Source organism: Brevundimonas sp. GN22 (genome assembly GCF_054824005.1).
The window spans coordinates 1-24,752 of the sequence record NZ_JSYD01000027.1 but is presented as its reverse complement, the minus strand read 5'-3'; the positions used below and the strand labels follow the sequence as shown (position 1 = coordinate 24,752).

32 protein-coding genes, 1 tRNA gene and 1 pseudogene are annotated in these 24,752 nt (G+C 60.1%); 25 read left to right on the top strand and 9 right to left on the bottom strand.

Annotated elements, in window-relative coordinates; genetic code table 11:
- The 3 genes from OB03_RS04455 to OB03_RS04445 all read left to right on the top strand — a co-directional run.
- Positions 1-810, top strand: an 810-nt coding sequence (locus OB03_RS04455; RefSeq protein ID WP_461343339.1) for a DNA gyrase C-terminal beta-propeller domain-containing protein, incomplete at its 5' end; no start/stop codon positions are given.
- Between the two features lie 92 nt (positions 811-902).
- Positions 903-1,472, top strand: coding sequence for a LemA family protein (locus OB03_RS04450; protein WP_242913373.1), 570 nt, complete (start codon positions 903-905; stop codon positions 1,470-1,472).
- 7 nt (positions 1,473-1,479) lie between these two features.
- Positions 1,480-2,493 (top strand): M48 family metallopeptidase, encoded by a 1,014-nt coding sequence (locus OB03_RS04445; RefSeq protein WP_461343338.1) that lies wholly within the window; start codon positions 1,480-1,482, stop codon positions 2,491-2,493.
- Here OB03_RS04445 and OB03_RS04440 read toward each other — a convergent pair.
- Both OB03_RS04440 and OB03_RS04435 read right to left on the bottom strand, forming a co-directional pair.
- A complete protein-coding gene (locus OB03_RS04440) occupies positions 2,490-3,230 on the bottom strand; it encodes an arginyltransferase (RefSeq protein ID WP_461343337.1) in 741 nt (246 codons plus the stop codon). The two genes, OB03_RS04445 and OB03_RS04440, sit on opposite strands and share 4 nt — an antisense overlap.
- Before the next feature lie 51 nt (positions 3,231-3,281).
- Positions 3,282-4,184, bottom strand: a complete 903-nt coding sequence (locus OB03_RS04435) for a flagellar motor protein MotB (RefSeq protein ID WP_242913376.1) — start codon at positions 4,182-4,184, stop codon at positions 3,282-3,284.
- Between the two features lie 116 nt (positions 4,185-4,300).
- Between OB03_RS04435 and OB03_RS04430 the strand changes: the two genes are divergently transcribed.
- Positions 4,301-4,804 carry a flavin reductase family protein gene (locus OB03_RS04430; RefSeq protein ID WP_461343336.1) on the top strand — a complete coding sequence of 168 codons (504 nt, stop codon included), beginning with the start codon at positions 4,301-4,303 and terminating at the stop codon, positions 4,802-4,804.
- A 19-nt stretch (positions 4,805-4,823) separates the two neighbouring features.
- On the opposite strand, the gene hemB is transcribed toward OB03_RS04430, so the two are convergent.
- The gene (gene hemB, locus OB03_RS04425; protein WP_461343335.1) at positions 4,824-5,831 is read right to left on the bottom strand and encodes a porphobilinogen synthase; all 1,008 of its coding nucleotides are present in this window, start codon (positions 5,829-5,831) and stop codon (positions 4,824-4,826) included.
- A gap of 231 nt (positions 5,832-6,062) precedes the next feature.
- On the opposite strand from hemB, the gene hemA reads away from it, so the two are divergent.
- The 11 genes from hemA (at position 6,063) to OB03_RS04370 (ending at position 14,183) form a co-directional block, all read left to right on the top strand.
- Entirely contained in the window at positions 6,063-7,289 is a 1,227-nt protein-coding gene (hemA, locus tag OB03_RS04420; protein WP_461343334.1) for a 5-aminolevulinate synthase, read from the top strand.
- The gene (locus OB03_RS04415) at positions 7,286-7,480 is read left to right on the top strand and encodes a DUF6898 family protein (protein ID WP_461343333.1); all 195 of its coding nucleotides are present in this window, start codon (positions 7,286-7,288) and stop codon (positions 7,478-7,480) included. Before hemA ends, OB03_RS04415 begins: the two co-directional genes overlap by 4 nt.
- A 144-nt stretch (positions 7,481-7,624) precedes the next feature.
- Positions 7,625-8,908, top strand: coding sequence for a serine hydroxymethyltransferase (gene glyA / locus OB03_RS04410; RefSeq protein WP_461343332.1), 1,284 nt, complete (start codon positions 7,625-7,627; stop codon positions 8,906-8,908).
- A gap of 13 nt (positions 8,909-8,921) precedes the next feature.
- A complete protein-coding gene (gene nrdR, locus OB03_RS04405; protein WP_242913382.1) occupies positions 8,922-9,401 on the top strand; it encodes a transcriptional regulator NrdR in 480 nt (159 codons plus the stop codon).
- Positions 9,401-10,027: a RibD family protein gene (locus OB03_RS04400; protein WP_242913383.1), complete on the top strand. Its 627-nt coding sequence runs from the start codon at positions 9,401-9,403 to the stop codon at positions 10,025-10,027. Before nrdR ends, OB03_RS04400 begins: the two co-directional genes overlap by 1 nt.
- Positions 10,028-10,030: 3 nt before the next feature.
- A complete protein-coding gene (locus OB03_RS04395) occupies positions 10,031-10,621 on the top strand; it encodes a riboflavin synthase (protein WP_461343331.1) in 591 nt (196 codons plus the stop codon).
- The gene (gene ribB, locus OB03_RS04390) at positions 10,621-11,754 is read left to right on the top strand and encodes a 3,4-dihydroxy-2-butanone-4-phosphate synthase (protein ID WP_242913385.1); all 1,134 of its coding nucleotides are present in this window, start codon (positions 10,621-10,623) and stop codon (positions 11,752-11,754) included. Before OB03_RS04395 ends, ribB begins: the two co-directional genes overlap by 1 nt.
- Positions 11,724-12,212 carry a 6,7-dimethyl-8-ribityllumazine synthase gene (gene ribH / locus OB03_RS04385; protein ID WP_427846568.1) on the top strand — a complete coding sequence of 163 codons (489 nt, stop codon included), beginning with the start codon at positions 11,724-11,726 and terminating at the stop codon, positions 12,210-12,212. Before ribB ends, ribH begins: the two co-directional genes overlap by 31 nt.
- Before the next feature lie 35 nt (positions 12,213-12,247).
- Entirely contained in the window at positions 12,248-12,742 is a 495-nt protein-coding gene (gene nusB / locus OB03_RS04380) for a transcription antitermination factor NusB (RefSeq protein ID WP_242913612.1), read from the top strand.
- Positions 12,729-13,718, top strand: a complete 990-nt coding sequence (gene thiL / locus OB03_RS04375) for a thiamine-phosphate kinase (RefSeq protein WP_242913386.1) — start codon at positions 12,729-12,731, stop codon at positions 13,716-13,718. Before nusB ends, thiL begins: the two co-directional genes overlap by 14 nt.
- 39 nt (positions 13,719-13,757) lie before the next feature.
- Entirely contained in the window at positions 13,758-14,183 is a 426-nt protein-coding gene (locus OB03_RS04370; RefSeq protein WP_461343330.1) for a hypothetical protein, read from the top strand.
- Positions 14,184-14,248: 65 nt separating this feature from the next.
- On the opposite strand, the gene OB03_RS04365 is transcribed toward OB03_RS04370, so the two are convergent.
- Positions 14,249-14,692 (bottom strand): outer membrane protein assembly factor BamE, encoded by a 444-nt coding sequence (locus tag OB03_RS04365; RefSeq protein ID WP_242913388.1) that lies wholly within the window; start codon positions 14,690-14,692, stop codon positions 14,249-14,251.
- Between the two features lie 127 nt (positions 14,693-14,819).
- On the opposite strand from OB03_RS04365, the gene OB03_RS04360 reads away from it, so the two are divergent.
- The 7 genes from OB03_RS04360 (at position 14,820) to OB03_RS04330 (ending at position 18,923) form a co-directional block, all read left to right on the top strand.
- The gene (locus OB03_RS04360) at positions 14,820-15,347 is read left to right on the top strand and encodes a ubiquinol-cytochrome C chaperone family protein (RefSeq protein ID WP_242913389.1); all 528 of its coding nucleotides are present in this window, start codon (positions 14,820-14,822) and stop codon (positions 15,345-15,347) included.
- A complete protein-coding gene (locus OB03_RS04355; protein WP_242913390.1) occupies positions 15,344-15,865 on the top strand; it encodes a YceD family protein in 522 nt (173 codons plus the stop codon). Before OB03_RS04360 ends, OB03_RS04355 begins: the two co-directional genes overlap by 4 nt.
- 93 nt (positions 15,866-15,958) lie before the next feature.
- Entirely contained in the window at positions 15,959-17,026 is a 1,068-nt protein-coding gene (plsX, locus tag OB03_RS04350; RefSeq protein WP_461343329.1) for a phosphate acyltransferase PlsX, read from the top strand.
- The gene (locus OB03_RS04345; RefSeq protein WP_461343328.1) at positions 17,023-18,000 is read left to right on the top strand and encodes a beta-ketoacyl-ACP synthase III; all 978 of its coding nucleotides are present in this window, start codon (positions 17,023-17,025) and stop codon (positions 17,998-18,000) included. The genes plsX and OB03_RS04345 overlap by 4 nt, the downstream gene beginning before the upstream one ends.
- Before the next feature lie 74 nt (positions 18,001-18,074).
- Positions 18,075-18,383, top strand: a complete 309-nt coding sequence (locus OB03_RS04340) for an integration host factor subunit alpha (RefSeq protein ID WP_461343327.1) — start codon at positions 18,075-18,077, stop codon at positions 18,381-18,383.
- Between the two features lie 2 nt (positions 18,384-18,385).
- Positions 18,386-18,775: a MerR family transcriptional regulator gene (locus OB03_RS04335; RefSeq protein ID WP_461343326.1), complete on the top strand. Its 390-nt coding sequence runs from the start codon at positions 18,386-18,388 to the stop codon at positions 18,773-18,775.
- 71 nt (positions 18,776-18,846) lie between these two features.
- A tRNA-Pro gene (locus OB03_RS04330) sits at positions 18,847-18,923 on the top strand.
- A 68-nt stretch (positions 18,924-18,991) separates the two neighbouring features.
- On the opposite strand, the gene OB03_RS04325 is transcribed toward OB03_RS04330, so the two are convergent.
- The 3 genes from OB03_RS04325 to OB03_RS04315 form a co-directional block, all read right to left on the bottom strand.
- Entirely contained in the window at positions 18,992-19,756 is a 765-nt protein-coding gene (locus OB03_RS04325) for a TylF/MycF/NovP-related O-methyltransferase (protein WP_461343325.1), read from the bottom strand.
- Between the two features lie 126 nt (positions 19,757-19,882).
- Positions 19,883-20,077, bottom strand: coding sequence for a DUF2842 domain-containing protein (locus tag OB03_RS04320; protein WP_242913395.1), 195 nt, complete (start codon positions 20,075-20,077; stop codon positions 19,883-19,885).
- On the bottom strand, positions 20,077-20,328 hold the full coding sequence (locus OB03_RS04315) for a transglycosylase (protein ID WP_242913396.1): 252 nt from the start codon (positions 20,326-20,328) through the stop codon (positions 20,077-20,079). Before OB03_RS04315 ends, OB03_RS04320 begins: the two co-directional genes overlap by 1 nt.
- A 138-nt stretch (positions 20,329-20,466) precedes the next feature.
- On the opposite strand from OB03_RS04315, the gene OB03_RS04310 reads away from it, so the two are divergent.
- Positions 20,467-21,525: a COX15/CtaA family protein gene (locus OB03_RS04310; protein WP_242913397.1), complete on the top strand. Its 1,059-nt coding sequence runs from the start codon at positions 20,467-20,469 to the stop codon at positions 21,523-21,525.
- A 48-nt stretch (positions 21,526-21,573) separates the two neighbouring features.
- On the opposite strand, the gene OB03_RS04305 is transcribed toward OB03_RS04310, so the two are convergent.
- Together OB03_RS04305 and phaC are read right to left on the bottom strand one after the other, a co-directional pair.
- Complete coding sequence (locus tag OB03_RS04305) at positions 21,574-21,951, bottom strand: hypothetical protein (protein WP_242913398.1); 378 nt, start codon at positions 21,949-21,951, stop codon at positions 21,574-21,576.
- Entirely contained in the window at positions 21,951-23,858 is a 1,908-nt protein-coding gene (gene phaC, locus OB03_RS04300) for a class I poly(R)-hydroxyalkanoic acid synthase (protein WP_242913399.1), read from the bottom strand. Before phaC ends, OB03_RS04305 begins: the two co-directional genes overlap by 1 nt.
- A gap of 76 nt (positions 23,859-23,934) precedes the next feature.
- Here phaC and OB03_RS04295 point away from each other — a divergent pair, with 76 nt between their 5' ends.
- Together OB03_RS04295 and OB03_RS04290 are read left to right on the top strand one after the other, a co-directional pair.
- Positions 23,935-24,381: a hypothetical protein gene (locus OB03_RS04295; RefSeq protein ID WP_461343324.1), complete on the top strand. Its 447-nt coding sequence runs from the start codon at positions 23,935-23,937 to the stop codon at positions 24,379-24,381.
- 115 nt (positions 24,382-24,496) lie between these two features.
- Positions 24,497-24,752: pseudogene (locus OB03_RS04290) on the top strand (single-stranded-DNA-specific exonuclease RecJ); the annotation flags it as partial.

The following is a 24,752-nucleotide window of genomic DNA, read 5'->3' as shown; positions in this document are numbered from 1 at the left end:
GCCAAGCAGTGGAAGGCCATCGGCAAGGAACTTCAGGCTGTACGCAAGGCGATGCTGTCGCCGCGCCGTACCGTCATGGCCGATGCCGTTGATTCCTCGGCGTTCGTCGCACCCGAAGCCTTCATCCCGCGTGAAGCCATCACCGTCATCCTGTCGGATCGGGGCTGGATCCGTGCGGCCAAGGGCAAGGTGGATGATCCGTCGGAACTGAAGTTCAAAGAAGGCGACAAGCTGGCCTTCCTCGTTCCGGCATACACCACGGACAAGCTGCTGATCGGTGCTTCTGATGGGCGCATCTTCACGGTGGGGGCCGACAAGCTGGCGTCTGGTCGAGGCCATGGCGAGCCGCTGCGACTGATGATCGATCTTGATGAAAAGGCTGATATTATCAATGTCGTAGCGCACGAACCTAATTCGAAGCTTCTGGTGGCTTCGACGGCGGGTTACGGCTTTGTCGCGCCTGAAAATGACCTTCTGGCTCAGAAGCGTGGCGGTAAGCAGGTACTGAACGGCGAGATGAAGTCGATGCTGCGCGTCAACGGCGACCACGTCGTAACCATTGGCGACAACATCAAGACCCTGATCTTCCCCATTGCCGAACTGCCTGAAATGGGCCGGGGCAAGGGTGTCAGGCTGCAGAACTACAAACAAGGCGGCTTGGCCGACGTGGCGATCTTCAATGCCGAAGTTGGCCCCGAGTGGGTCGATGGCGGCGGTCGCAAGCGCAAGTGGGACGACTGGCGCGAATGGCTCGGCAAGCGCGCTGGTGCCGGTCGTCAGGGCCCTCGCGGGATGCGCAAGTTCCGCTAAATAATGGTGCGGGCTCATCTGTATGATTTGTCATTTTAAATCTACGGACTGAGCCCGCATAATCCTGTTCTATTAATGAGCAGGAGGGATCGATGATCCTCATGATCGTCGTTATCGCCATCATCGCCGTTGTGGCCTTCATGATGGTGGGCGCTTACAACCGATTGGTGAAACTGGACCAATCCGCGAACCAGTCGTTTGCCGACATCGACGTCCAGTTGAAGCAGCGCCAAGACCTGATCCCGAACCTTGTTGAAACGGTCAAAGGCTATGCTGACCACGAGAAGGGGACGCTGGACGCCGTGACGCAGGCCCGCGCCGCCGCTGCGGGCGCTCGCACGGTCGAAGACAAGGTTCAGGCTGAAAACATGCTGACGGGCGCTCTGGGGCGTCTGTTTGCGGTGTCCGAGGCCTATCCGGATCTCAAGGCCAACTCCAATTTTCAGCAGCTTCAGTCCGAACTATCGGACATCGAGAACAAGCTGGCGGCGGCCCGTCGCTTCTTCAACAACTCGATCAACGAGTTCAACTCGGTGCGGCGTCAGTTCCCGACTGTGCTGTTCGCGGGCATGTTCGGCTTCGGTTCGGATAAGGCCTTCTTCGATGTCGGCTCCGCAGAGCGCGCGGCGCTGAACGAAGCTCCTCCAGCGCTCAAGTTCTGACACCGCGATGATCGGGTTCGGCCCAGCCGTCGGTATCAAGACCTTCATCTGGCAGAATAATACCCGTTCGGCATTGCTGCTGGCCGGGTTTCCCGTGCTGCTGGTGATGCTGGTATTTGCCGTCAATGTTCTAGCCATGGGCAGCGGTCTGGTGGGCTCGTCCGGGGGGGGACTGGCCGATGATCTGGCACTTGCGAGCCGCAACACTATAGCCAGCATTCCGCTCGCGGTCGTGGTGTCGGTGATATGGTTCGTGGTGGCCTATTTCGGGCACCAGAGCATGATCGATGCCATCACAGGCGCTCGGCGCGTGGCTCGCGGGGAAGAGCCCGAGCTTTACAACTTGCTGGAAAATCTGTGCATTTCACGCGGCATCACAATGCCTGCTCTACGGATCATCGAGACGCATGGCTTGAACGCCTATGCGTCGGGTCTGCGGGACGGGCAATATACGGTCACCGTTACCCGCGGGCTTATGAATGTGTTGGGCCGCGACGAGCTGGAGTGCGTGCTGGCGCATGAACTGACGCACATATTGAACCGTGATGTGCGCACCATGGTCATTGCGTCGATTTTTGCGGGGATCATCAGCGTTGTGGCCGAATTGATATTTCGCGGTCTGTTCAGGTCGCGCGGTGGCGGTCGGGGGAAGAACGCGGCCCCCTTGATGCTGATTGGTCTGGCGATCGGTGTGGTGGGATACGGGCTGGCGTTTTTGATCCGTATGTCGCTGTCGCGCACGCGGGAGTATGTGGCGGATGCCGGCGCGGTGGAACTGACGAAAAATCCCGACGCGATGATCTCGGCCCTGCGAAAGGTCTCCGGCCATTCTGCTATCGAAGCACCCGAGGAACTGCGCGGCATGTTTTTGGACAACACGACCGATAAAAGCGGGTTTGCGGGCTTGTTCGCGACCCATCCCCCGATCGAACGCCGGGTTGCTGCCTTGATCGAGTTTTCGGGTGGACGCGACTACGACCCGTACCAGACCGGCCTCGCGACTGCCGTGCCGACGACCTAGTCGATCTGGAGCGTTTGCCAGCCAAAGAGGGTCAGACCCTCCAGCGGTTGGTATTGCGCCTTATAGTCCATTGTCGGTGCGCCCTTCACCCAATAGCCGAGATAAAGGTAGGGCAGGGCCACCGCGCTGGACTGATGCAAATGATCCAGCACGATGAACCGTCCAAGGCTGCGATTGGGCAGTTCTGGATCATAGGCGCTGTAAACCATGGACAGGCCATCAGCTAGCAGGTCGATGATGGCAAAGCCGACAAGGCGACCTCGCTCGCCTTCTGCCTCTGGGAGCCGGTATTCGACCACGTGCGTGCGGACACTGCTGTCCTCAACCATGGTGACAAAGTCGCTCTCGCTCATCTCGTTCATGCCGCCGCCGGGGTGGCGGGCCGCGAGATAGGCCTTCAGCAGGTCATACTGCTCGGCCGTGGCAATCGGATCGACCACACGGCGAACAAGGTCCTGATTGCGGTTTCGCACCTTCCGGTCAGTGCGGTTCATCACATAGGCGTGGACCGGAATACGGACCGATACACAGGCCGCGCAAGTCTCGCACGATGGTCGATAGGCAATGTTCTGGCTGCGCCGGAAACCGGCGTGGGAGAGGGCGTCGTTGACCGCTGCGCCATCGGCATAGGGCAGATGGACGAAGACCTTCTTCTCCATCTTTCCTGCCAGATAGGGGCAGGGCGCTTCGGCCGTCACATAGAATTTCAACTGACGCGTGGAGACGTGCTCGGTCATGGAAAGATACTGCGCCCCCCGACGAAGATTTCGCAAGGGGGCAGCATCATCCTAGAGGCTTGTATCGCGAGGAAGAACAGGCGCTTCACGCAGCAGCACGATGGCGATGCGACGGTTTCCGGCCAGCGAGGGATCATCCGGATAAAGCGGGTCTGAGCCTGCCTTGCCCGCAACCGAATAAATGCGGTCGGTATTTACGCCCGACGACTGCAGGATCTGGCGCGAGGCGTCAGCCCGGCTGGCGGACAGCGGCCAGTCACCGGCGGCGCTGGCGCGGTTGGAGCCTGCCACGGCGCTGGTGTGGCCCGAAATGGTAATCCGGTTCGGTAGGCGGTTGATCACACGGGCCACAGCACGAAGCAGGGTTTGAGCCCGCGCATTGGGGCGAGCCGAGCCGTTCTCGAACATCGAACGGCCTTCCTGGTCCACCAGTTGGATACGCAGGCCTTCGGGGGTCTGGTCGATGATCAACTGTTTGGACAGTTCGGCCAGTTCCGGCATCGACTGCATGGCTTGGCGCAAGGATTCGGCGGCGCTGGCAAAGTCGGCGGCCTCGCGGCGGGCAATCTCGGCCCGAAGCGCCGCTTCGCTGGCGGAGGCCAGATCGGACGATTGACCGGCGGCCTCCGGCGATTCCGGCGCAGGCGGAGCCAGTTGCTCGATTACGGTGTTGGAGCCCGCACCCTTGGCACCTTCGTCGTCACCTAAAGAGGTGCCGCCCAGAATACCCCCCGAACCGGAGCTGGACGCAGACACGGACGATGGCGCGAAATATTCGGCAATGCCGCGCTTTTGCTCCGGATCGGTCGTGTTGATCAGCCACATCAGCAGGAAAAAGGCCATCATGGCGGTGACGAAGTCGGCATAGGCCACCTTCCACGCGCCACCGTGGTGACCGCCGCCCTGAACCTTCTTGACCTTTTTGATCAGAATTGGCCGATCGCTCTGCGCCATAGTTCCGCAACCTTAACCTTATTTGTAAGGCTTAATGTCATGGCGGGCGTTAAGAAGCGGTTGCGCTTTATGCAGTTGGACTTGCCGCGTGAAGCCGTGCGGCCTAGTCAGGGAGCGTGACCGGATTGCCTGAAAATACCGCCGAGTTTGACCCGCGTGCCTATCGTCAAGCGCTGGGAGGTTTCGCCACAGGCGTGTGCGTGGTGACCGCGCATACAGTCGACGGTGCCTTGGGCATTACCGTAAACTCGTTCACATCGGTGTCGCTCGACCCGCCGCTGGTGCTGTGGTGCATGGACATCAAGTCCGATCGCCATGATGCCTTCGCAGCGGCGGACCGGTTTGCGGTGCACGTCCTGCCGGTCGAGGATCAGGCCATGTCCGACCGCTTTGCATGGGGCGTGGCGCGGTTGTCCGAGACCGAGTTCGAGACCGGAAACCCCGAACCTCCGCGATTGCGCAATGCCGTGACCCGACTGGATTGCGTCACACACGACCGGATCGTCATGGGAGACCATCTGGTGATCGTAGGTCATGTGGTTGGCTTTGAAACGCGTCCCGGCGACGCCTTGACCTATTTCCGGGGCAAATACGGTCAGGCCGTCGATCCGACAGCCTGACACGTAGGCGACGGGGCTATTAAGCCCCCATCATGCGCGCTGCGGTCGGCGCGAAATAGCTGATGATGCCGCTGGCACCGGCGCGTTTGAACGCGTGCAGGCTTTCCAGAATAACGCGGTCACCGTCCAGCCAGCCATTGGCAATGGCGGCCTGCAACATCGCGTACTCGCCCGACACCTGATAGGCGAAGGTCGGTACGTGGAAAGTCGAGGTGACGCGCTGGACGATGTCCAGATAGGCCATGCCCGGTTTGACGATGACGGCGTCGGCACCTTCGGAAATGTCCATGGCGACCTCACGAAGGGCTTCTTCGGTGTTCGCAAAGTCCATCTGATAGGTCTTCTTGTCGCCGGTCAGCGACTTCGACGAACCCACAGCATCGCGATACGGCCCGTAGAAGGCCGAGGCGAACTTGGCCGCATAAGCGATGATCATCGTGTCCGAATAGCCGTTGGACTCCAGCGCATTGCGGATCGCCTGAATGCGGCCGTCCATCATGTCCGATGGAGCAACAGCGTCCGCGCCGGCGTGGGCGTGGATGAAGGCTTGCTCTTCCAGACGCTCGATGGTCGCGTCGTTCAGAATCTTGTTGCCTTCCATCACGCCGTCGTGGCCGTGGTCGGTGTAACAGTCGAGCGCGACGTCGGTCATGATGCCGACTTCAGGAGCCGCATCCTTCATAGCGCGGATCACTTCCGGGATCAGTCCGTCCGGATCGGTCGCGCCGGTGCCAACATTGTCCTTGGGCGTGTGGGCGATGTTGGGGAACAGGGCGATCATCGGGATGCCCAGATCGCGGGCTTCCAGAGCGGCATTAACCGCTTCTTTGCGCGACAGTCGGAACATCCCGGGCATGGAAGGTACGGCGACTTTGTCATCTTCGCCGTCATGTACGACGATCGGCCAGATGAGGTCGGACGGGTTGAGCGTAGTTTCAGCAACCAGACGACGCACCCACGGTGCCGTGCGCAGACGACGCGGACGCGCATAGGGGAAGGCGGCGGGCTGATAGGGAGGAATGCTCATGGGTAGTGTCCTTGGAACTCAGACGCGGTTGCTAACGCAATCGACGTTGTCACGCAAAACACAGCGTGAAACGTCATCTTTCACCTTGAAATCCGGTCTGTTTCCCTAACCTTGGCTGCGAACCGTTATCAGTTGGTCGAACTGGGTCATTTTGTCCTGCCGCTAACGTGGACAAGCGGTTATCAAGAGCGCAAATAAGCTAACGCCTTTATAAAGAAAAGAAACGCAGTCTTGTTCGACTATAAATCCGCCTTTCAAAACTCTGTAGAGCAGGTACGTACCGAGGGCCGCTATCGCGTGTTCGCGGACCTGAAACGCGTGCGTGGAGAATTCCCGAAGGCTGTACGCCGTCGTGAAGATGGCACCGAACAAGACGTCGTCATCTGGTGCTCGAACGACTATCTGGGCATGGGCCAGCATCCGGTTGTTCTGGAGGCTATGCACGAAGCGCTGGACAGTGTTGGTGCCGGTGCCGGTGGCACCCGCAACATCTCGGGTACGACGCGTTCGGCTGTTGATCTAGAAGCTGAACTGGCGAGCTGGCACCAGAAGGAAGCCGCGCTTCTTTTCACCTCGGGTTACGTTGGCAATGAAGCGACGCTTTCGACGCTTCAGAAAATCCTGCCGGGCCTGATCATTTTCTCTGACGCCCTGAACCATGCTTCGATGATCGAAGGCATTCGTCACGGCGGTGGCCCGCGTCACATCTTCCGTCACAACGATCTGGCGCATCTGGAAGAACTGCTGGCCGCAGCGCCTGCCGATGCGCCGAAGCTGATCGCGTTTGAGTCGGTCTATTCGATGGACGGCGACATTGCTGACCTGAAGGCGACCATTGCGCTGGCCCGCAAATACAACGCCATGACCTATCTAGACGAAGTCCATGCGGTTGGCCTGTACGGCGCGACCGGCGCAGGCGTGGCCGAGCGCGACGGTGTTCTGGCCGAGATCGACATCATTGAATGCACCATGGGTAAGGCCATCGGCGTCATGGGCGGCTATATCGCGGCCGACGCGGTGATTATCGATGCTGTGCGCTCGTGGGCTTCGGGCTTCATCTTCACGACCTCGCTGCCGCCGGCACTAACCGCTGGTGCACTGGCGTCGGTGCGCCACTTAAAGGCACATCCTGAACTGCGTGCGCAGCATCAGGAACGCGCTCAGGCCTTGAAAGACCGTTTCGCCGCTGCAGGCCTTCCGGTCATGCCGTCGGAGAGCCACATCGTTCCGGTGCTGGTCGGCAATCCGGTCCACTGCAAGAAGATTTCGGACATGCTGCTGGACGAGTACGGCATCTATGTTCAGCCGATCAACTATCCGACCGTGCCCAAGGGGACCGAGCGTCTGCGCTTTACCCCGTCGCCCAACCATGACGACGACATGATGGACAAGCTGGTCGACGCGATGGACAAGCTGTTCTCGCACTGCAACGTCGCGCGTCAACCGGTCGCTGCGTGAACACGAACACTGGCGAACTCGGCGAAGTGATCGTCGAGTTCGTTCGTAACGGCACATATTTGAAATGCTCCGCAGTTCACGTCGCCACAGGCCGTGAAGTGAGCGCGATGGGCCCGGCCAACGATCCCAGAGGCGTGGAGCGTGTCGCTATCGCAAAGCTGCGGCGTGCGCTGGCTATGACGTCGGGCTGATCTGGCCGACTGGCGGAGCTCAAACGGTACTCGGCACGCGATATAATGGGGTAGGGTGCCAACCTTGCCCTTAGATATTGTGGTTAGAGACGACGCGGCCTAGATAGGAGCACCGTTTTCCCCACAGCCTTCGGGATTCTCACAGTGACCGCCTTCACCCACGACTCCTATTTCACCAAATCTCTGGCCGACGCAGATCCGGAGATTTTCGGCGGCATTCAAAGCGAGCTGGGTCGCCAGCAGGAGCAGATCGAGCTGATCGCTTCTGAAAACATCGTCTCGAAGGCGGTGCTGGACGCTCAGGGTTCGGTCCTGACCAACAAATACGCCGAAGGCTATCCGGGTCGTCGCTACTATGGTGGCTGCGAGTTCGTCGACATCACCGAAGATCTGGCCCGCGAGCGCGCCAAGAAGCTGTTCGGAGCCCAATTCGCGAACGTTCAACCGCACTCGGGCGCACAGGCTAACCAAGCTGTGTTCTTCGCCCTGCTGCAGCCGGGCGACACCTTCCTCGGCATGGATCTGGCTTGTGGTGGTCACCTGACCCACGGCTCGCCCGCCAACCAGTCGGGCAAGTGGTTCCGTCCGGTGACCTATAAGGTCCGTGAAGACGACCACACCATCGACTACGACAACGTTGCCGAAATGGCCGAGCGCGAGAAGCCGAAGCTGATCCTCGCCGGCGCTTCGGCTTATGCGCGCGAGATTGACTTCAAGCGCTTCCGCGAAATCGCTGATAGCGTCGGCGCTTACCTGATGGTCGACATGGCGCACTATGCCGGTCTGATCGCCGGTGGCGTTTATCCTGACCCGCTGCCGCACGCCCACGTCGTCACCACCACGACCCATAAGACCCTGCGCGGTCCGCGCGGCGGTATGATCCTGTCGAACGACGTGGATCTGGGTAAGAAGATCAACTCGGCAGTCTTCCCGGGCCTGCAAGGCGGCCCGCTGGAGCACGTCATCGCCGGTAAGGCTGTGGCCTTCGGTGAAGCACTGAAGCCGGAGTTCAAGCTCTATGCCCAGCAAGTCGTGAAGAACGCCAAGGCTCTGTCGGAAGTCCTGATCGAGCGCGGTCTGGCCATCGTCACCGGCGGCACCGACAGCCACCTGATGCTGGTCGATCTGCGTCCGAAGGGCGTGACCGGCAAGGCCACCGAGCATGAGCTCGAAAAGGCTCTGATGACCTGCAACAAGAACGGCGTGCCGTTCGACACGGCTCCGTTCACCGTCACCTCGGGCATCCGTCTGGGCACGCCGGCTGGCACGACCCGTGGCTTCGGCGAGGACGAGTTCCGCCAAATCGGTCACTGGATCGCCGACGTCGTTTCGTCGATGAATGGTGGCGATGAAGCCGATCCGGCTGTGATCGCCTCGGTCGCTGCTCAGGTTCGCGAGCTCACCAATCGCTTCCCGATCTATCGCTAAGGGATTGATTTGAATGAAGTGCCCCTTCTGTGGAAATGGCGACACTCAGGTGAAGGACAGCCGACCGTCGGATGACGGGTCAGCTATCCGTCGCCGTCGCTCGTGCCCGCAATGCGGGGGGCGCTTCACCACTTTCGAGCGCGTTCAACTGCGTGAATTGGTCATTCTGAAACGGAATGGCCGCCGCACCCCGTTTGATAGGGACAAGCTGGAACGCTCGTTGGGCATTGCCTTGCGTAAACGCCCGGTTCAGCCGGATCAGGTCGAACAACTGGTCAGCCGCATCGTGCGCCAGTTGGAAAGCCTCGGTGAAACCGAAATCCAGTCCAGCGTCGTGGGCGACTTCATCATGAAGGCGCTCAAGAGCGTCGATGAAGTAGCCTATGTCCGCTACGCCTCGGTTTACAAAGACTTCCGTCACACCAGCGACTTCGCCAAATTCCTCGGCGAAGAAGGCTTTGACGAGGCCAAGCCGCGCTCCGGTCTGGACTAGTGCGCCCGCGCGTCACCCTTAAACTGGCGACGTCTCTGGACGGCCGTATCGCTATGGCGTCGGGTGAGAGCCAGTGGATCACGGGTGCGGAGTCGCGCCTGCAAGGCCATCGGCTTCGTGCAGCACATGCGGCCATCATGGTCGGTGTTGAAACGGTGCTATGCGACAATCCGCAACTGAATGTCCGGGTACCGGATGAACAGCATCCCGACCCGTTGCGTGTCGTACTGGATAGCCGTCTGCGCACACCCGTCGATGCGCGTGTTCTAACCGGCGCATTGGTGCTTACTACGGCAGAACCCTTGGCGCTGGGTGATGCCGAGGTGGTTCGCGTAGAGGCAGACGGGCAGGGGCGTCCTGATCCAGCGGCGGTATTGGCCGCTCTAGCCGACAGAAATATTACCAGTGTTCTGATCGAAGGCGGTGGCCGCGTGGCCGCATCCTTTGTAAAGGCAGGGCTGGTCGACGTAATCGAGTGGTTCAGAGCTCCGGTGCTGCTGGGCCACGAGGGACGTCCAGCGGTAGCTGATCTCGGTTTTGACCGACTTTCGGATACGCCAAGGTTCAAGCGTCTTGCGGTTTCGCCTTTGGGTGACGACCTGTGGGAACGCTACGAGAAGGCATGAAGTATGTTCACAGGCATTGTCACTGATATCGGGCGCGTCCGCGACGTCCGCCGCACGGAACGCGACTGGCGTTACGAGATCGAAACGGTCTGGGACACCTCGACGATTGATCTTGGCGCATCGGTTTCGCACGCGGGTTGCTGCCTGACCGTGACAGAAAAAGGCGATGGCTGGTTCGCAGTCGAGGTTTCGGCCGAAACCCTGTCCAAGACCAAGCTGGGCGAGTTGGCTGAAGGCTCGCGCATTAATCTGGAACGTGCGGCGACCCTGGGTTCGGAACTAGGTGGTCACATCGTGTCGGGCCACGTCGACGGTCTGGGCACGGTTGTGTCGATCACGCCGGAGAACGGCTCGCACCGTATCCGCTTCGAGGCTCCGGCCCCGCTGCACCGCTTCATCGCGGCCAAAGGTTCGATCACGGTCGACGGCGCTTCGCTAACCGTGAACGAGGTCGAAGGCCAGGAATTCGGCGTCAACATCATCCCCCACACCTGGGAAGCGACCACCTTGGGTACGCTAAAGGTAGGGGATAAGGTCAATCTGGAGATTGATATGCTGGCGCGATACCTCGCGCGGTGGCAGGAGACTGCATAATGCAACTGACGTCCGCCATCCCCGACAGCCCGATCAGCCCGATCGAAGACATCATCGACGACGCCCGTAACGGCCGTCCGTACATCCTCGTGGATGCGGAAGACCGCGAGAACGAAGGCGACGTGATCATTCCGGCCCAGTTCGCGACGCCGGACCAGATCAACTTCATGGCCAAGCACGCGCGTGGCCTGATTTGTTTGGCGGTTACGGCTGAACGCGCCAAGCAGCTTCGCCTGCCGCCGATGGCTGCGGAAAACCGCGAGAGCATGGGCACGGCTTTCACGGTCTCTATCGAGGCGAAGGAAGGCGTCACGACCGGTATCTCGGCGGCTGACCGTGCGCGTACTGTTCAAGTAGCTGCCGATCCGACCAAGGGTGCCGACGACATCGTCTCGCCCGGTCACATCTTCCCGCTGGTCGCGCGTGAGGGTGGCGTGCTGGTTCGCACCGGTCACACCGAAGCTGCGGTAGACATTAGCCGTATGGCTGGCCTGATCCCCGCAGGCGTGATCTGCGAGATCATGAACGACGACGGCACCATGGCCCGCATGCCGGACTTGGTCGCCTTTGCACAAAAGCACGGGCTCAAGATCGGTACGATTGCCGACCTGATCGCCTATCGCCGCCGAACCGAACGCTTCGTCGAGCGCACGCTGGATACTCCGTTCGAAAGTATCTATGGCGGTACGTTCCGCATGGTGGTCTATCGCAATACCATCGAAGGCCACGAGCATGTCGCTCTGATCAAGGGCGAGATCAACCCCGACACGGTGACCCGTGTTCGCATGCACCAGATCGACTTTGCAGCCGATCTGCTTGGCCATATCGAGGCGCGTCAGGACTATATCCCGCGCGCACTTAAGGCTATGAGCGAGCACAACGGCCCTGCCGTTGCCGTATTTTTGCGCGATCCGGGCCTTCACAGGCTTTCGGAGCGTCTGGTCGGTGGCGACCAACCTGCGGCAGCTGATAGAGCCCTTAAAAATTACGGCGTGGGCGCGCAGATCTTGCTGGATCTGGGCGTGCGCGACATGACTGTTATGAGTTCCAACCGCCCCAACCCGACGGCGCTCGATGGCTACGGCCTTCGTATTGTCGGCTGGTGCGATATGGACGGAGAAGACCAATCCTGACCGATCCTTATCGCGTCCTCATTGTCGAGGCACGCTTCTACGACGATCTCGCTGATGCGCTGCTGGACGGCGCAACCGATGCTCTGCGTTCGCAAGGCGTCGAATTTGACGTTGTTACCGTACCGGGCGCACTCGAAATCCCGACTGTAATCGCCATGGCTAATGAGGCAGGTAAACTGCCGACCGCACCGCGCTATGACGGCTATGTCGCGCTGGGCACCATCATTCGTGGTGAAACCTACCACTTCGAGATCGTCGCCGACCAATCGGCCGCCGGTATCATGGAGTTGGGCCTCAAGGGCCTGGCCATTGGTAACGGTATTCTGACGACCGAAGACGAAGATCAAGCCTGGCACCGCGCCAAGCGTTCGGAAGCAGATAAGGGCGGCTTTGCAGCCCGTGCCTGCCTGGACCTAATCAACCTGCGTAAACGACTAACCAAAGGACTGGCTTCGTGACGGACGCCCCCAAACCCGCAACCGTTGCCGAAGTCATGGCCCAACTGGCCGAGGCGGATAAGGCAAATGCCGAACCGCAACTGACCAGCCGTCAGCGCCGCGCCCGTACCGTGTCCCGTCTGGCTGCCGTTCAGGCGCTGTACCAGATGGAACTGGTCGGCGAGCCGGTCGAGAAGGTGGTCCGCGAGTTCCGCAACTTCCGCTTCGATGGTGATATCGAGGGTCAAACGCTGGCTGAAGCCGACGAAGACTACTTCGCGGACATCGTACGCGGTGTGGTTGAGGATCAGGCCGCTATCGACACGCTGGTGAAGGCGCATCTGGCGTCGAACTGGCGCATGGAGCGTCTGGACTCGACCGTTCGTGCGCTGCTGCGTTGCGGCACGTGGGAACTGAAGCACAAATCCGAAGTGCCACTGGAAATCGTCATCGACGAGTATGTCGAGCTGGCTAAGGCCTTCTTCGACGATGCAGAGGCCAAGTTCGTGAACGCAGCGCTGGACGCTGTGGCTCGCGATGCCCGCGATTGACGTTGTAGGCGAATTCGAGACGATTCAGCGGCTGTTGAAGCCGCTGGCCCATCCCGAGTGGGCGAGGGGGCTGGCTGACGACGTCGCTGCCCTTCCGTCCCGCTCGGGATTTGACTTGATCCTCACCAAGGACGCCTTGGTCGAAGGGGTCCACTTCCTTCCTGAAGACCCGTTGGACGAAGTGGCGCAAAAGCTGCTTCGCGTGAACCTGTCCGACATCGCGGCCAAGGGTGCGGTGCCATTTGGCTATCTGCTGGCCTGTCATTGGTCGGAACGATGCGGCTGGCCGGAGCGCGAACTGTTTGTCGCAGGGCTGCGACGCGATCAGGCGCTTTTCGACATTCAACTCATAGGCGGCGACACGGTCCGCACCCCCGGTCCGTTGTCATTTTCGGTGACGATGCTGGGCTGGGTGCCCGCAGGCAGGGCTGTGCATCGCGGCGGCGCGCGTCCCGGCGACGCTGTGTTTGTCACGGGAGCGATCGGCGACGGCTGGCTGGGGCTTCAGGCCTGTCAGGGCACGCTCAATCTGGCGCAGGACCGGCTCGAGTATCTACAGCGGGTCTATCGCACGCCCATGCCCCAAACCGACTTTGCCGAGGTGATCCTGAAGTCGGCCAGTGCCAGTGCCGATGTCTCGGATGGGTTGATGGCCGACGCAGGTCGCATCGCCGCGGCCAGTGGCTGCTCCGTTGTTCTCGACCTCGAGGTGACGCCGCGCTCTGCTGCTGCGGACGCGTGGTTTGATGGACGGGTTGATGAGCAGGCGGCGCTGGAACAGTTGGCGTCGGGTGGTGATGACTACCAAATTCTCTTCACCGCATCGGCTTCCACCGAAGAGGCGCTGCGTCGGGAGGCCGAGCGCCGTCATGTGCGCCTGACCCGTATTGGCTCGGTTGTGGCGGGCGAGGGGCTGGTCGTGCGTTATCGCGGTCAGGACATAACGCCCGAAGTGACAGGCTATTCCCACGACTGAGGCAATCAGTTGCTAACGGCTAAGCTGTACGTTCGCGGCATGCTTGTTCGATCTCTCGCCGCCCTTACTCTGATACTGGCCGCTGCGCCGACCGCGGCGTTGACCGCTTCACCTGAGGCGGCTGCCCCGCCCGAGGCCGCTTGGGTAACCTTGACCGGTGTCGGTCTGCCGATCATCGCGGACGGGCGGGTGCGAAACCACGTCTTTGTCGAGATGAAGCTTCATTTGAAGCCCGGTATGGCTCCGGAACAGGCACGCGCCAAGAATACAGCGATCCGCGACGCACTGATCCGCGAGGGACATCGGCGGTCGCTTGGTGAAGCGCGGAACTGGAACCGGCTGGACGAGCGGGCCTTGGCCGCAGCGGTGATGCAAATCGCCAACACCCAGCTTGGACGCGGAAGCGTGCTGCGGGTCGAGGTTGTTAGACAGACCCCTCGCATGCGTGTGCGCAATCCGGTCTGAGATTTCGCGCAAAGAAAAGGCCCCGATAAAATCGGAGCCTTGATCTTTTGAGAGTGCCCTAAGCCTTAGTCGCGGCGCTGTTGGCCCGGCACGTCTTCGTCGGTTCGCGGCAGTTGGCCACGGCCCACGTTACCCAGCAGCTGCTCGAGGATGGTCAGCGAGCGTCCACGGGTCGGGGTCTCGCGCTTGATCATCGCGATCTGCAGACCGTCATCCAGATCCACGTTGCGAACCGCCGCAACAACGCCGGTGCCTTCGTTGAAGGTGATCTCGGTGATGTTGCGCTGGGTCACCTTAGGCGTCGAGTAGGTGTAACGCTCGGTCACCTGGGTGACGTAGTACCAGACGTTTTCTGATTCGAACGTCGACGAGGTCGAGGGCGAGCCCAACTTGGACAGCACAGTCTCGCGCGTGTCGGTACCAACGACGATGTCGTCCGGCTTATTATCGATTACCTGAAAGCCCTGAGTCGTGATGCGCGGGGCGCAGGCAGCGGTAAGGACAGTCAAGGAAATGACGGCGAGAAGCGACTTAGTGCGGAGCATCTGCGATGGGCCTCTGCGAAACGAGCTCTTTGACCTAGCGTCCGTAGCGCCTTAGTGCAACGTCGCGGAGTAAAGAGGGTCGTGAAATAATATGTTCAAATCACTATTCAAAGCCAAACCTGTCCATCGTGAGGCGCTAGACCTCTATTCGCTGGCCGTGGAGCAGGCTCGCCAGCCGGCCTTCTATACCGATCTGGGCGTGGCCGACCGCATCGATGCCAGATTCGAGCTTTATACCCTCCATGTCCTGCTGCTTTTCGTCCGCATGCGCCATGACGGTCAGCGCGGGGCGGACCTGGCGCAGGCCATGTTCGATCAATATGTATCGGCCCTCGACAATGTTCTGCGCGAGCTTGGCGTCGGCGATGTTTCGGTAGGTAAGAAGATGCGTAAGCTCGGCGAGGCGCTTTATGGTCGTATGGCCAGCTACGAAAAGGCGCTTACCGATAATGACGTGGCGGGCATGACTGCGTCGATCGCACGTAACGTCTATGAAACGTCCGATGTGGAGCAGGGTGAGGCTTTGGCCCGTTATGCCTTCGCCAGCCACGAAGCCTTGGCCACCCAGACGATTGCCGAGATTGAACGCCAACCCAAATGGGCGCAAATTAGCGAATGAACGAGATTCCTCTCCCTTACAGCGAACCCCTCCGCCTTCATCAGATCGGCGCGGGCCTGACCCGCACCCTTGAGCCGGATGCCGCGCAGCGTACCAAGATTGCCAAGGCGCTGAGTCTGGCGTCGCTGGACAGCTTTACCGCTGACGTATCCGTAACCCCGACCGTATCGGGCTGGCGCATGACGGGCCGCGTGGTTGCAGAGGCTGTGCAGAGCTGTGGTCTGACGCTGGAGCCTATTCCGGTCAGCATCGATCGGAACTTCGTCGTCAATCTGGTCGAGATAACCGAAGAAGAACCCGACGAGGACGGTGAGATTGATATCGAACTCGACGACGAGTTTCCCGACGAAGTCGAGGATGGCAAGATCGATCTGGGCCAATACGCTGTAGAGCAGCTTTTCCTGTCGCTTGATCCGTTCCCGCGCAAAGACGGTGCCGTGTTCGTGCAGCCGCCCGAGCCGGTAGAAATCTCGCCGTTTGCGGCGTTGAAAGCATTGAAAGACAAGAGCGAAGGTTGACCTAGCGTCGCCTTGGTAGCATCCAATCCTGCGACATTTGTGCGCAATCCCCCAGTATCCACCGCGAAATGCGGTGCCGGAGACCCGACGATTTTGGCATCCTCGACCCTGATTTCTCTAGACGCCATGGGTGGCGATCACGGCCCCTCGGTCGTTGTTGGTGGCGTCAAAGCCTACCGCGCCCGCTATGGCGGCGAGGGCGTCCACTTCCTGTTGCATGGTGACGAGGCCGCAATTCTGGCCGAGATGGCCAAGAACGGCCTGACCGACGCGCAGATCACCATTCGCCATACCGACAAGGTGGTGGCCATGGATGAAAAGCCGGCAACGGCCATGCGTCGCGGTAAAGGCTCCAGCCTGTGGAATGCAATCGAGGCCGTTAAAACTGGAGAAGCGGCAGCAGTCGTGTCGGCGGGTAATACCGGCGCGCTGATGGCAATCTCGAAACTGCAGCTGCGTATGCAATCAACGGGCCTTGAACGTCCGGCCATCGTGGCTTCGTGGCCTACGTTGCGCGGCACGACGTCGGTTCTGGACGTGGGTGCCAATATCGGCAGTGACGCGAAGCAATTGGTCGAGTTCGCCATTATGGGCGAGGCGTTCCAATCGGCGGTGCATGGCACCAAGAACCCGACGGTCGGTGTTCTTAACGTCGGCTCCGAAGAAATGAAGGGTCACGACGAAGTGCGTGAAGCCCATGCCATGCTTCGTACGGGCCATCTGCCGATCAACTATCACGGCTTCGTCGAAGGTGACGACATTGCCAAGGGTACGGTGGACGTCATCGTGACGGACGGCTTTACCGGCAATATCGCGCTTAAGACCGCTGAGGGGACCGCTCGCTTCATTGGTGCGCTTCTGAAAGACGCGCTGAAGTCGGGTCTACAGTCCAAGATCGGTGCCCTGATCGCCATGCCGGCTCTGAAGCAGATGTCGCGCAAGATCGACCCCAGCACCGTCAACGGCGGCCCTTTGCTCGGCCTGAACGGTCTGGTGGTGAAGAGCCACGGCGGCGCATCCGCTGAAGGTTTCGGCAATGCGATCCGTGTGGCTGTTGATCTGGCCCGCAGTGATTATCTAACCAAGGTTGGTGCCAATCTGGCCCGTATGGCCGAGATGGCGGAAAGCGTCGCGACGGCCGAAGTGGAGTCTGGTGAGTGAGCTTGATCAGAACGGCCGTCACGGGGGTCGGGTCCTTCCTGCCCGAAACCATCGTCACCAATGAAGAACTGAGCAAGACGGTCGACACGTCCGACGAGTGGATTGTCGAACGCACCGGCATCCGTCAGCGCCACCGTGCCGCTGACGACCAGCCGACCAGCGACCTGGCCGTAGAAGCCGCCAAGCGCGCGCTGGCCGATGCGGGCAAGACCGCTGCGGACGTCGATTTGATCATCGTGGCCACCACCACTCCCGACAGCACCTTCCCCGCAACGGCTGCTCTGGTCCAGAGCAAGCTGGGCGCTCCGGTCGGTATCGCATTTGACGTTCAGGCCGTTTGCTCGGGCTTCGTCTATGCGTTGAGCGTGGCGGACGGCTTCATCTCGCGTGGCAACGCGAAGTGCGCTCTGGTCATTGGAGCCGAGGAAATGACCCGTCTGATGGACTGGTCCGACCGCACAACCTGCGTTCTGTTCGGCGACGGGGCAGGGGCGTTTGTTCTCGAACCTCGTGAAGGGGCTGGAACCAAGGAAGATCAAGGCGTGCTGGGCTTTGCCCTGCGTTGCGACGGCTCGAAGTCGGAGCTTTTGTACGTGGATGGCGGTCCGGCCACTACTGGCACCGTGGGTCATTTGCGCATGATCGGTAATCAGGTGTTCCGCCACGCTGTGGTGAATATTTCCGAAGCGATCGTTGCTGCAACCGAAGCTTCGGGCATCACCATTCCGGAAATCGACTGGTTCGTACCGCACCAAGCGAATCAACGAATCATCCGCGGAGTCGGCGAGCGTCTTGGCCTGGACGAGAATCGCGTCGTCTCCACCGTCGATATGCACGCAAACACGTCTGCTGCGTCAATTCCGCTCGCTATGGATACTGCGATCAAGGATGGCCGCATAAAACGCGGTGATTTGATCGTAATCGAAGCTATGGGCGGCGGTTTGACCTGGGGCGCTTGCGCCTTCCGCCTGTGATTTTGCAAAGAGTGCTTTGATTTTTCGCTGTTTTGGCTTTGTATGATTCCCGGATGATCAACGGGGAGACGCAAGTGACGGCACAGCACACCCTCACCCGAGCAGACTTGTGCGATGCGGTCCACGAAGAAGTGGGCCTCTCGCGCCAGGAATGCTCTGGTCTAGTAGAACGTACGCTCGAGTTAGTGGTTGAATCCCTTGAGCGCGGCGAGACGGTCAAACTGTCCGGCTTCGGCGTGTTTCAAGTCCGGGAAAAGCGGGCCCGCATGGGTCGTAACCCGAAAACTGGCGAACCGGCCGCGATTAACCCGCGCCGTGTCATCAGCTTCCGTGCATCCCAAATCATGAAGTCGAGGGTCCACGACGCCGTAGTCGAGGATTGAGATTGTCCAAGAGTCCCCAAGCTTTCCGTTCCATTTCCGAAGCCGCCGACGAGGTGGGTGTTCCTCAGCACGTGCTGAGATTTTGGGAAGGGAAGCTGGACGTCATCCAGCCCGTTAAGCGGGCTGGGGGACGGCGCTTCTATCGTCCTGAAGATATCCAACTTTTGAAGGATATCCGTCGTCTGCTGCACGACGAAGGCATGACGATCAAAGGGGTAGAGCGTCTATACAAAGAAAAGAAGGCGCGCACGCCGCGTGCGCAGTCCGACGTCGCGTCCGAAGCTGTGGTATCGGCTCGCCCGCTTGACGATGCTGCGCGAAGCCGTCTGGCCCATGTGTTGGTCCAGATCGAAGCGGCGCAGGCTCGCTTAACGTCGGTACTTTCGCGCTAGGCGCAGCTTATTGTTCATAAGCCGTTTTTTGGTTTGCGGTAGGCCGATTGGCCGTCTATACGAAGCCGCATCGGAGCGTGGCGCAGCCTGGTAGCGCACTTGACTGGGGGTCAAGGGGTCGCAGGTTCGAATCCTGTCGCTCCGACCATTTCCTCCCGGGGAACTGGCATAGAAAAGGGCACCTTTGGGTGCCCTTTTTGCTGTCCGGTAACTTCTCTAAAGATGTGCGCGAAATACGAAGTGGGGGTAGATCTGTTCGCTTCGGGCCCCGGTCTGCGCGATCCATTCTTCGACGGCCTGGGTCGCGCCAATACAGCTTGATGCGGTCGCGTCGTCGTAGACCATGTATCCGCCCTTCACGATTTGCGGATAGATGGCGTGCTGGATGTATTTGATCGGGTGGTAGATATCGAGGTCGATATGCGCCAGCCCAAACCGGTGATTCGGATCGAACCGCGCAGGGAAAGTGTCCTCGACCAGCCCTTTCACCGTGATCAGATTGGTTAGCCCGATTGACCGGGCATAGGCGTTGATCTCGGCCTCGTCGGAATTGGAAAAATCTCCGGCGCTGTGGTGATCCAGTTCCTTGTCGGTCGGTGGCATGCCTTCGAATGTGTCGCAGGCAAAAATGCGTGCATCCGGATAGAGACGCGCCAACAGGGTGGCCATGAAGATGGCGCTACCGCCCCGATAGGAGCCGAACTCTATAATGTCCTTGCTCTCTAAACTGTCGAAATAGAGCGCGATTAGCAGGAACAGGTTCATGGTGCGGTGATAGTGCATGACCGAGCGGCGCTGGGCGTTGTGACACGCCTCGATGAACAACGGATGCTGCTCGATCCGTTGGGCAAGATCGCCGTATTCCAATCCGACACCGCGCACTGTGCCGTCATAGATGCTGCGGCCGCCCATGATCTTGTTCGTCAGATCAATCGGCGGAAGCGGTAGATCGCTGTAACCAGCGCGTAGGAGTGCAGACATCGACGTCTCCTGATGGCCCCCCGTCAGAAACCAACTCAAGCTACGCTATTGATGTCGATCTGTAACTCCACAACCGTGGGTATGTATAGGTGCCTCGAAACGCGCCCTTAGCGCGAAGCCTATGACCTAGTCCCGCTCAGCCCAACGCAGAAGGGGAATGAGAGGCACGCCCCAACCGATACCGGCAACGGTGAAGAAGATCAGATCGACCCACCAGATGTCGGGTAGAAACCCGTTCAGCGTAACCGCACCCCAGACCCAGAAGGTGAGGAACGCCAGAACGCCGACCGTGGCGATGAAACGTTTCAGGCGCGGGTTCATTAGCGTTGTTTCCGGAACAGGAAATAAAGAACGATGGCGGCAACGGCACCGATGGCGGCACCCATGGGCCATAGCCAGCTATCGATGGTGCTCAAGGCAAAGACGCGCAGTGTCAGGAAGGCACCACCCGCCGCGCCAGTCAGGGCGACCACGATGAAGCCCGGCAGATCTCGTCGTCCGGTCACAATATCGGCCAGCCAGGCCAGTGCGACAGCAACCACAGCCGTTGCGGCCATCTCAATGTACGGCATGAAAAAGGTGCTCCTGAACAAACCGTGACGCTTAGGCTGACGAATGCGACTCGAAATCGCCGCGAGTCAGGGGCATACCCCTCTCACGACCGTAAGACGATAGGCGGTCTCCATATCGGGGCAAAGAGCAGGCGTCGAATGATGCGTTTTGGTGAATCTACGCGCAGCCGCGCTGTGGCTGTCTGGTTGTTCGTTTGTGCTGCCATGGTGTTCGCCATGGTGGTCGTAGGCGGTGTGACGCGGCTGACCGGATCGGGTCTGTCCATCACTGAATGGAAGCCCATCATGGGCACCATTCCGCCGCTGAATCACGAGCAATGGATGTTGGCCTTCGAGAAGTACAAGGCCATTCCGCAGTACCAGTTGGTCAACGCTGGTATGACGCTTCAGGAATTCCAGGGGATATTCTGGTGGGAGTGGCTACACCGCGTCATCGGGCGTCTGATCGGGGCTGTGTTCGCAATTCCGTTCATCGCCTTCCTTGTTATGCGCATGATACCGCGCCGCCTGATCTGGCGCAGTGTCGTCCTGCTGGGTCTGGGCGCGCTTCAAGGCCTGATCGGATGGTGGATGGTCAGTTCGGGCTTGAGCGAGCGCGTCGATGTGGCTCCCGAGCGGTTGGCCGTGCACCTTGGGCTGGCGTTCCTGATTTTCGCCGCGCTGATCTGGACTGCTCTCGAAGCTTGGTCCGGTGAAGAGTTCAACCGCGCGCCGCGTGGCTGGACGATGGGTGCAACGGCATTGCTGGTGCTTGTCTTCGTGCAATGCCTTCTGGGCGCGCTGGTCGCAGGCTCCAAGGCCGGCATGGTCTATACCGACTGGCCTTTGATGAACGGTGCCGTGTTCCCGCCGGTCGAGTGGGGCATGGGTGGGCTGGCCTTCCTGCATGATCAGGGGTTGGTCCAGTTCAACCACCGCCTCGTAGCCTATGGCCTGTTGGCCGCGGTGACGCTTTACGCCGTCAATGCATGGCGCTGGCGTATCGCGGAAGGATCGGGCGTTTCGGCCTATCTGCTGGCGGCGGCTGTGTGGGTGCAGGCCATCCTTGGTATCGCGACACTGATGTACGCGGTGCCGATCACCCTGGGTGTTCTGCACCAGGCGATTGCCGCGCTCGTGCTTGGTATCGCCACTTTGAACCTCTGGTTGGTTCGCCGGTCGCGCCCGCGTATCTTCAGTTCGGGCCCACGAGGCTGATGACCCATTAGAAAAGCGCCGGAGGTTCAGCCTCCGGCGCTTTATTCTTTAATGGGACTCTTTTCGTTCAAGCAGGGCCGAACTGATGGTTCCGCCGAACCAGACGGCACCCACGATGATGAGGATGCCATAGTCGCGTCCGCTGAAAATAAGCGGCACGATCGCCAGCAGGGTAATCATCGCGGGATACAGCGTGGCCCACATGGCCGAGCGCTCGGATTCCAACGTGATGATTTTAGTCGTGGGCAGACCCATGCGACGGCGCATTATGGCGTTGAGCGGCGGGAAGGCGGCCGTCACGATGACCGCAATGATCACATATTTCAGCAGCAGGCCGGGCGCACCGAATATCGCGGCGCTGCCGATCAAAACGCCCAGCGAGCAACCCGTTGTGACGGCTAGCAGGGCATTGGGTTCTAAACGCATCAAGACTTTACCTTAACGTAGGAGCCGGGTGCCGGCTCGAGAGGGGCGAGGGGCCCCTTTTGCGGATCACGCGCGGTGACCATTTTTCCAGAGTGACCCGCCAGCCAATTGGCCCAGTGTGGCCACCAACTGCCTGGGTGTGCTTCGGCGTCGGCTTGCCATTCTTCGACCGTTTCGGGAAGGGCACTGTTGGTCCAGTGCTGATATTTCACAGCGTCGGGGTGGTTGATGACCCCGGCGATGTGACCCGATCCCGCCAACGTAAAGGTGACTGGGCCGCCAAACAGTTTGGCCGACCGGTAGACCGAGCGCATAGGAGCGATGTGATCTTCGCGGCTGGCCTGGAAATAAAGCGGGATTTTTACCTGATCCAGCTTGATAGGCGTCCCCTTCAACGTCAGCTCGCCCTTGGCCAGCGAGTTCTGCCCGTACATCAAGCGCAGATAGGCCAGATGAAGCGCCTTTGGCATCCGCGTCTGATCGGAGTTCCACGCCAGCAGGTCAAAGGCCTGCGGGGATTTGCCCATCAGATAGTTGGATACAAAGAACGACCAGATCAGGTCATTGCTGCGCAATGCATTGAAGGTCTCGGCCATGGTCGTGCTGGGCAATACGCCGCCAGCCTCATCCATTTGGCGCTCAATCTCGGCCAGCCAGTGCTCGTCCGTGAACAGCGTCAGATCGCCTGCTTCGGAAAAGTCGTGCTGTGCCGCGAAGAAGGTCGCGCTGTTGATGCGCGTATCCTTATTGGCAGCGGCATGGGCCAAGGCGGCCCCCAGCAAGGTTCCGCCGATGCAGTAGCCCACGGTGTTGGTAGTCTTTTGACCCGTCTGCTCCAGCACCTTTTCGATTGCGCGATAGATGCCTTTTTCCAGATAGTCGTCAAAGCCCAGCGAGGCCTTGTCCTTGTCCGGATTGACCCACGAGCAGATGAATACAGAGAAGCCCTGAGCGGTCAGCCAGCGGACCATCGAGTTCGACGGCTGCAGATCCAGAATGTAGAATTTATTGATCCAGGGCGGGAAAATCAGCAGCGGAATGGAGTGCTGCTGCTCGGTTGTAGGCGCGTATTGCAGCAGCTCGAACAGTTCATCGCGCCAAACCACCTGACCCGGAGTGGTGGCGACCGTCTCTCCGACCTTGAAGTTGCTGTCGTCAGTCTGGCGGATAGAGAGCCGTCCGCGCCCGCGCTCCAGATCCGAGGCGAAGTTCTGCATGCCGCGCACCAACGACTCGCCATTGGTTTCCGTCAGGGCCTTGAGGGCCACCGGATTGGAGGCGAGAAAGTTGGCCGGCGACAGGGCATCGGTCAGCAGGCGGGTAAAGAACTGGGCCTGGCGTTTGACCTTGGGATCAATGTCCTCGGCGCTGGCGACAAGGTTATTCATCCAGTCGGATGTGGTAAGATACGACTGGCGCATCATATCGAACAGCGGGTTCTCGGACCACGCAGGGTCGCGGAACCGTTTGTCGGTTGCGGGGGGCGTCTCGTCTTCCTGACCCCATGCCCGACGGGTCGCCGAGGACCAAAGCCCCATGTAACGATTGAACAGGTCTGCCTGGGCCTGGAACAGTTTTTCCGGCTTGGCGGCCAGACTGGTCATCACCGCCCCCATGGCGGGGGTGACATTGAAGGGATCGGCGCTGAGCGCTGCTGGACGATCGGCTTGGGTGAGGGCGGCTTCGGCTACAGCGGACTGGGCCAGCATCGCCGCCTTGGCCAGATTGAGCGACAACTGCTCGATCTGTTGGATGTGGTCCTGCCCCAGTCCTTGGGGCTGGCGTTGGTCGGCGGCTTCTTCCGGCGAGGGGGCTTGGGTCTGGCCCTCTGGCGTGCCCACAGCGGGCTTGGAACTGCGTTTTGGCGCAGCCTTTTTACGCGTGGTCGGTGTTGCAGCTTTAGCCATTACCCGTCCTCCCGGAGGCGCCAAGCAGTCTCGCGCCTTTCTCACAGCCGCATGTTGGCATATGTAGGTAGGTGAAATGAACGCGTATCTTGTGAAATTCTCGCTTCGGTCGATCGCTGTTGTCGCAGTTTGCGGCGCAGTGTCGGCCTGTGCCACGAATCCGCCGACGGATCCGTCCTCGCCACTGGTCGCCGAGATCGAGCAAAAAGTGGCGCAAAAGCGTGACTATCCGCGTTTGGAAGACTTTCCACCTGCGCCCGTGAATGTGCCGACGCCCGCCTATGTGCGTACGGCCGTAAACCAGCTCGAACAATCGCAGGCGGGTTTAAACCGTCAAATCAGCGCCATCGACTGGACGCTCGATGACGACGCCGAGCAGTATGCGGCTTCGTTGCGTCAGCGTATCGCCCAAGATCGTGTGGAAATACCGACCCTCAGCACGCCCGCTGAAATCGAAGCGTTCGCTCAATCGCTGCGGCAACGGGCCAAGGCACCGCCACCGGTAGATCGTCCGCTGCGCTAAAGCGGACTGCGACCGACTTTGTCGTCTTCTTATGTTCACCCTAGAATCAGCGTCGCCTTGCGATGCTGATGCCACCTTGCGGGTGGCCACTCGTTCGAGGAAATGAAAGACCGCAATGGCGGATGACCTGACCCCGCAACCGTTTCTCGGTTTCAGCCGATCCATGTCGGGCCGCAACTGGCGTATGCGACCGGCCGATCCGACGATAACACGCGCTCATATGCAAACTCTGGGGTTGGGCGAGGCTCTGTCGCGGGCGTTGGCCTCGCGCGAGGTCGCGGCGGACGACGGACCGCATTTCCTGAACCCGACCTTGAGGGCTCTGTTTCCGGACCCGTCCAGCTTCATGGACATGGACAAGGCGGCCAATG

What these genes read in the sequence shown, in the direction of transcription:
- OB03_RS04450 (WP_242913373.1), top strand. Translation starts at nt 903, where the DNA reads ATGATCCTCATGATCGTCGTTATCGCCATCATCGCCGTTGTGGCCTTC.
- OB03_RS04445 (WP_461343338.1), top strand. Translation starts at nt 1,480, where the DNA reads ATGATCGGGTTCGGCCCAGCCGTCGGTATCAAGACCTTCATCTGGCAG.
- OB03_RS04440 (WP_461343337.1), bottom strand. Translation starts at nt 3,230, where the DNA reads ATGACCGAGCACGTCTCCACGCGTCAGTTGAAATTCTATGTGACGGCC.
- OB03_RS04435 (WP_242913376.1), bottom strand. Translation starts at nt 4,184, where the DNA reads ATGGCGCAGAGCGATCGGCCAATTCTGATCAAAAAGGTCAAGAAGGTT.
- hemB (WP_461343335.1), bottom strand. Translation starts at nt 5,831, where the DNA reads ATGAGCATTCCTCCCTATCAGCCCGCCGCCTTCCCCTATGCGCGTCCG.
- nrdR (WP_242913382.1), top strand. Translation starts at nt 8,922, where the DNA reads ATGAAGTGCCCCTTCTGTGGAAATGGCGACACTCAGGTGAAGGACAGC.
- OB03_RS04395 (WP_461343331.1), top strand. Translation starts at nt 10,031, where the DNA reads ATGTTCACAGGCATTGTCACTGATATCGGGCGCGTCCGCGACGTCCGC.
- ribB (WP_242913385.1), top strand. Translation starts at nt 10,621, where the DNA reads ATGCAACTGACGTCCGCCATCCCCGACAGCCCGATCAGCCCGATCGAA.
- nusB (WP_242913612.1), top strand. Translation starts at nt 12,248, where the DNA reads ATGGCCCAACTGGCCGAGGCGGATAAGGCAAATGCCGAACCGCAACTG.
- thiL (WP_242913386.1), top strand. Translation starts at nt 12,729, where the DNA reads ATGCCCGCGATTGACGTTGTAGGCGAATTCGAGACGATTCAGCGGCTG.
- OB03_RS04370 (WP_461343330.1), top strand. Translation starts at nt 13,758, where the DNA reads ATGCTTGTTCGATCTCTCGCCGCCCTTACTCTGATACTGGCCGCTGCG.
- OB03_RS04360 (WP_242913389.1), top strand. Translation starts at nt 14,820, where the DNA reads ATGTTCAAATCACTATTCAAAGCCAAACCTGTCCATCGTGAGGCGCTA.
- OB03_RS04355 (WP_242913390.1), top strand. Translation starts at nt 15,344, where the DNA reads ATGAACGAGATTCCTCTCCCTTACAGCGAACCCCTCCGCCTTCATCAG.
- OB03_RS04325 (WP_461343325.1), bottom strand. Translation starts at nt 19,756, where the DNA reads ATGTCTGCACTCCTACGCGCTGGTTACAGCGATCTACCGCTTCCGCCG.
- OB03_RS04320 (WP_242913395.1), bottom strand. Translation starts at nt 20,077, where the DNA reads ATGAACCCGCGCCTGAAACGTTTCATCGCCACGGTCGGCGTTCTGGCG.
- OB03_RS04315 (WP_242913396.1), bottom strand. Translation starts at nt 20,328, where the DNA reads ATGCCGTACATTGAGATGGCCGCAACGGCTGTGGTTGCTGTCGCACTG.
- OB03_RS04310 (WP_242913397.1), top strand. Translation starts at nt 20,467, where the DNA reads ATGATGCGTTTTGGTGAATCTACGCGCAGCCGCGCTGTGGCTGTCTGG.
- OB03_RS04305 (WP_242913398.1), bottom strand. Translation starts at nt 21,951, where the DNA reads ATGCGTTTAGAACCCAATGCCCTGCTAGCCGTCACAACGGGTTGCTCG.
- phaC (WP_242913399.1), bottom strand. Translation starts at nt 23,858, where the DNA reads ATGGCTAAAGCTGCAACACCGACCACGCGTAAAAAGGCTGCGCCAAAA.
- OB03_RS04295 (WP_461343324.1), top strand. Translation starts at nt 23,935, where the DNA reads ATGAACGCGTATCTTGTGAAATTCTCGCTTCGGTCGATCGCTGTTGTC.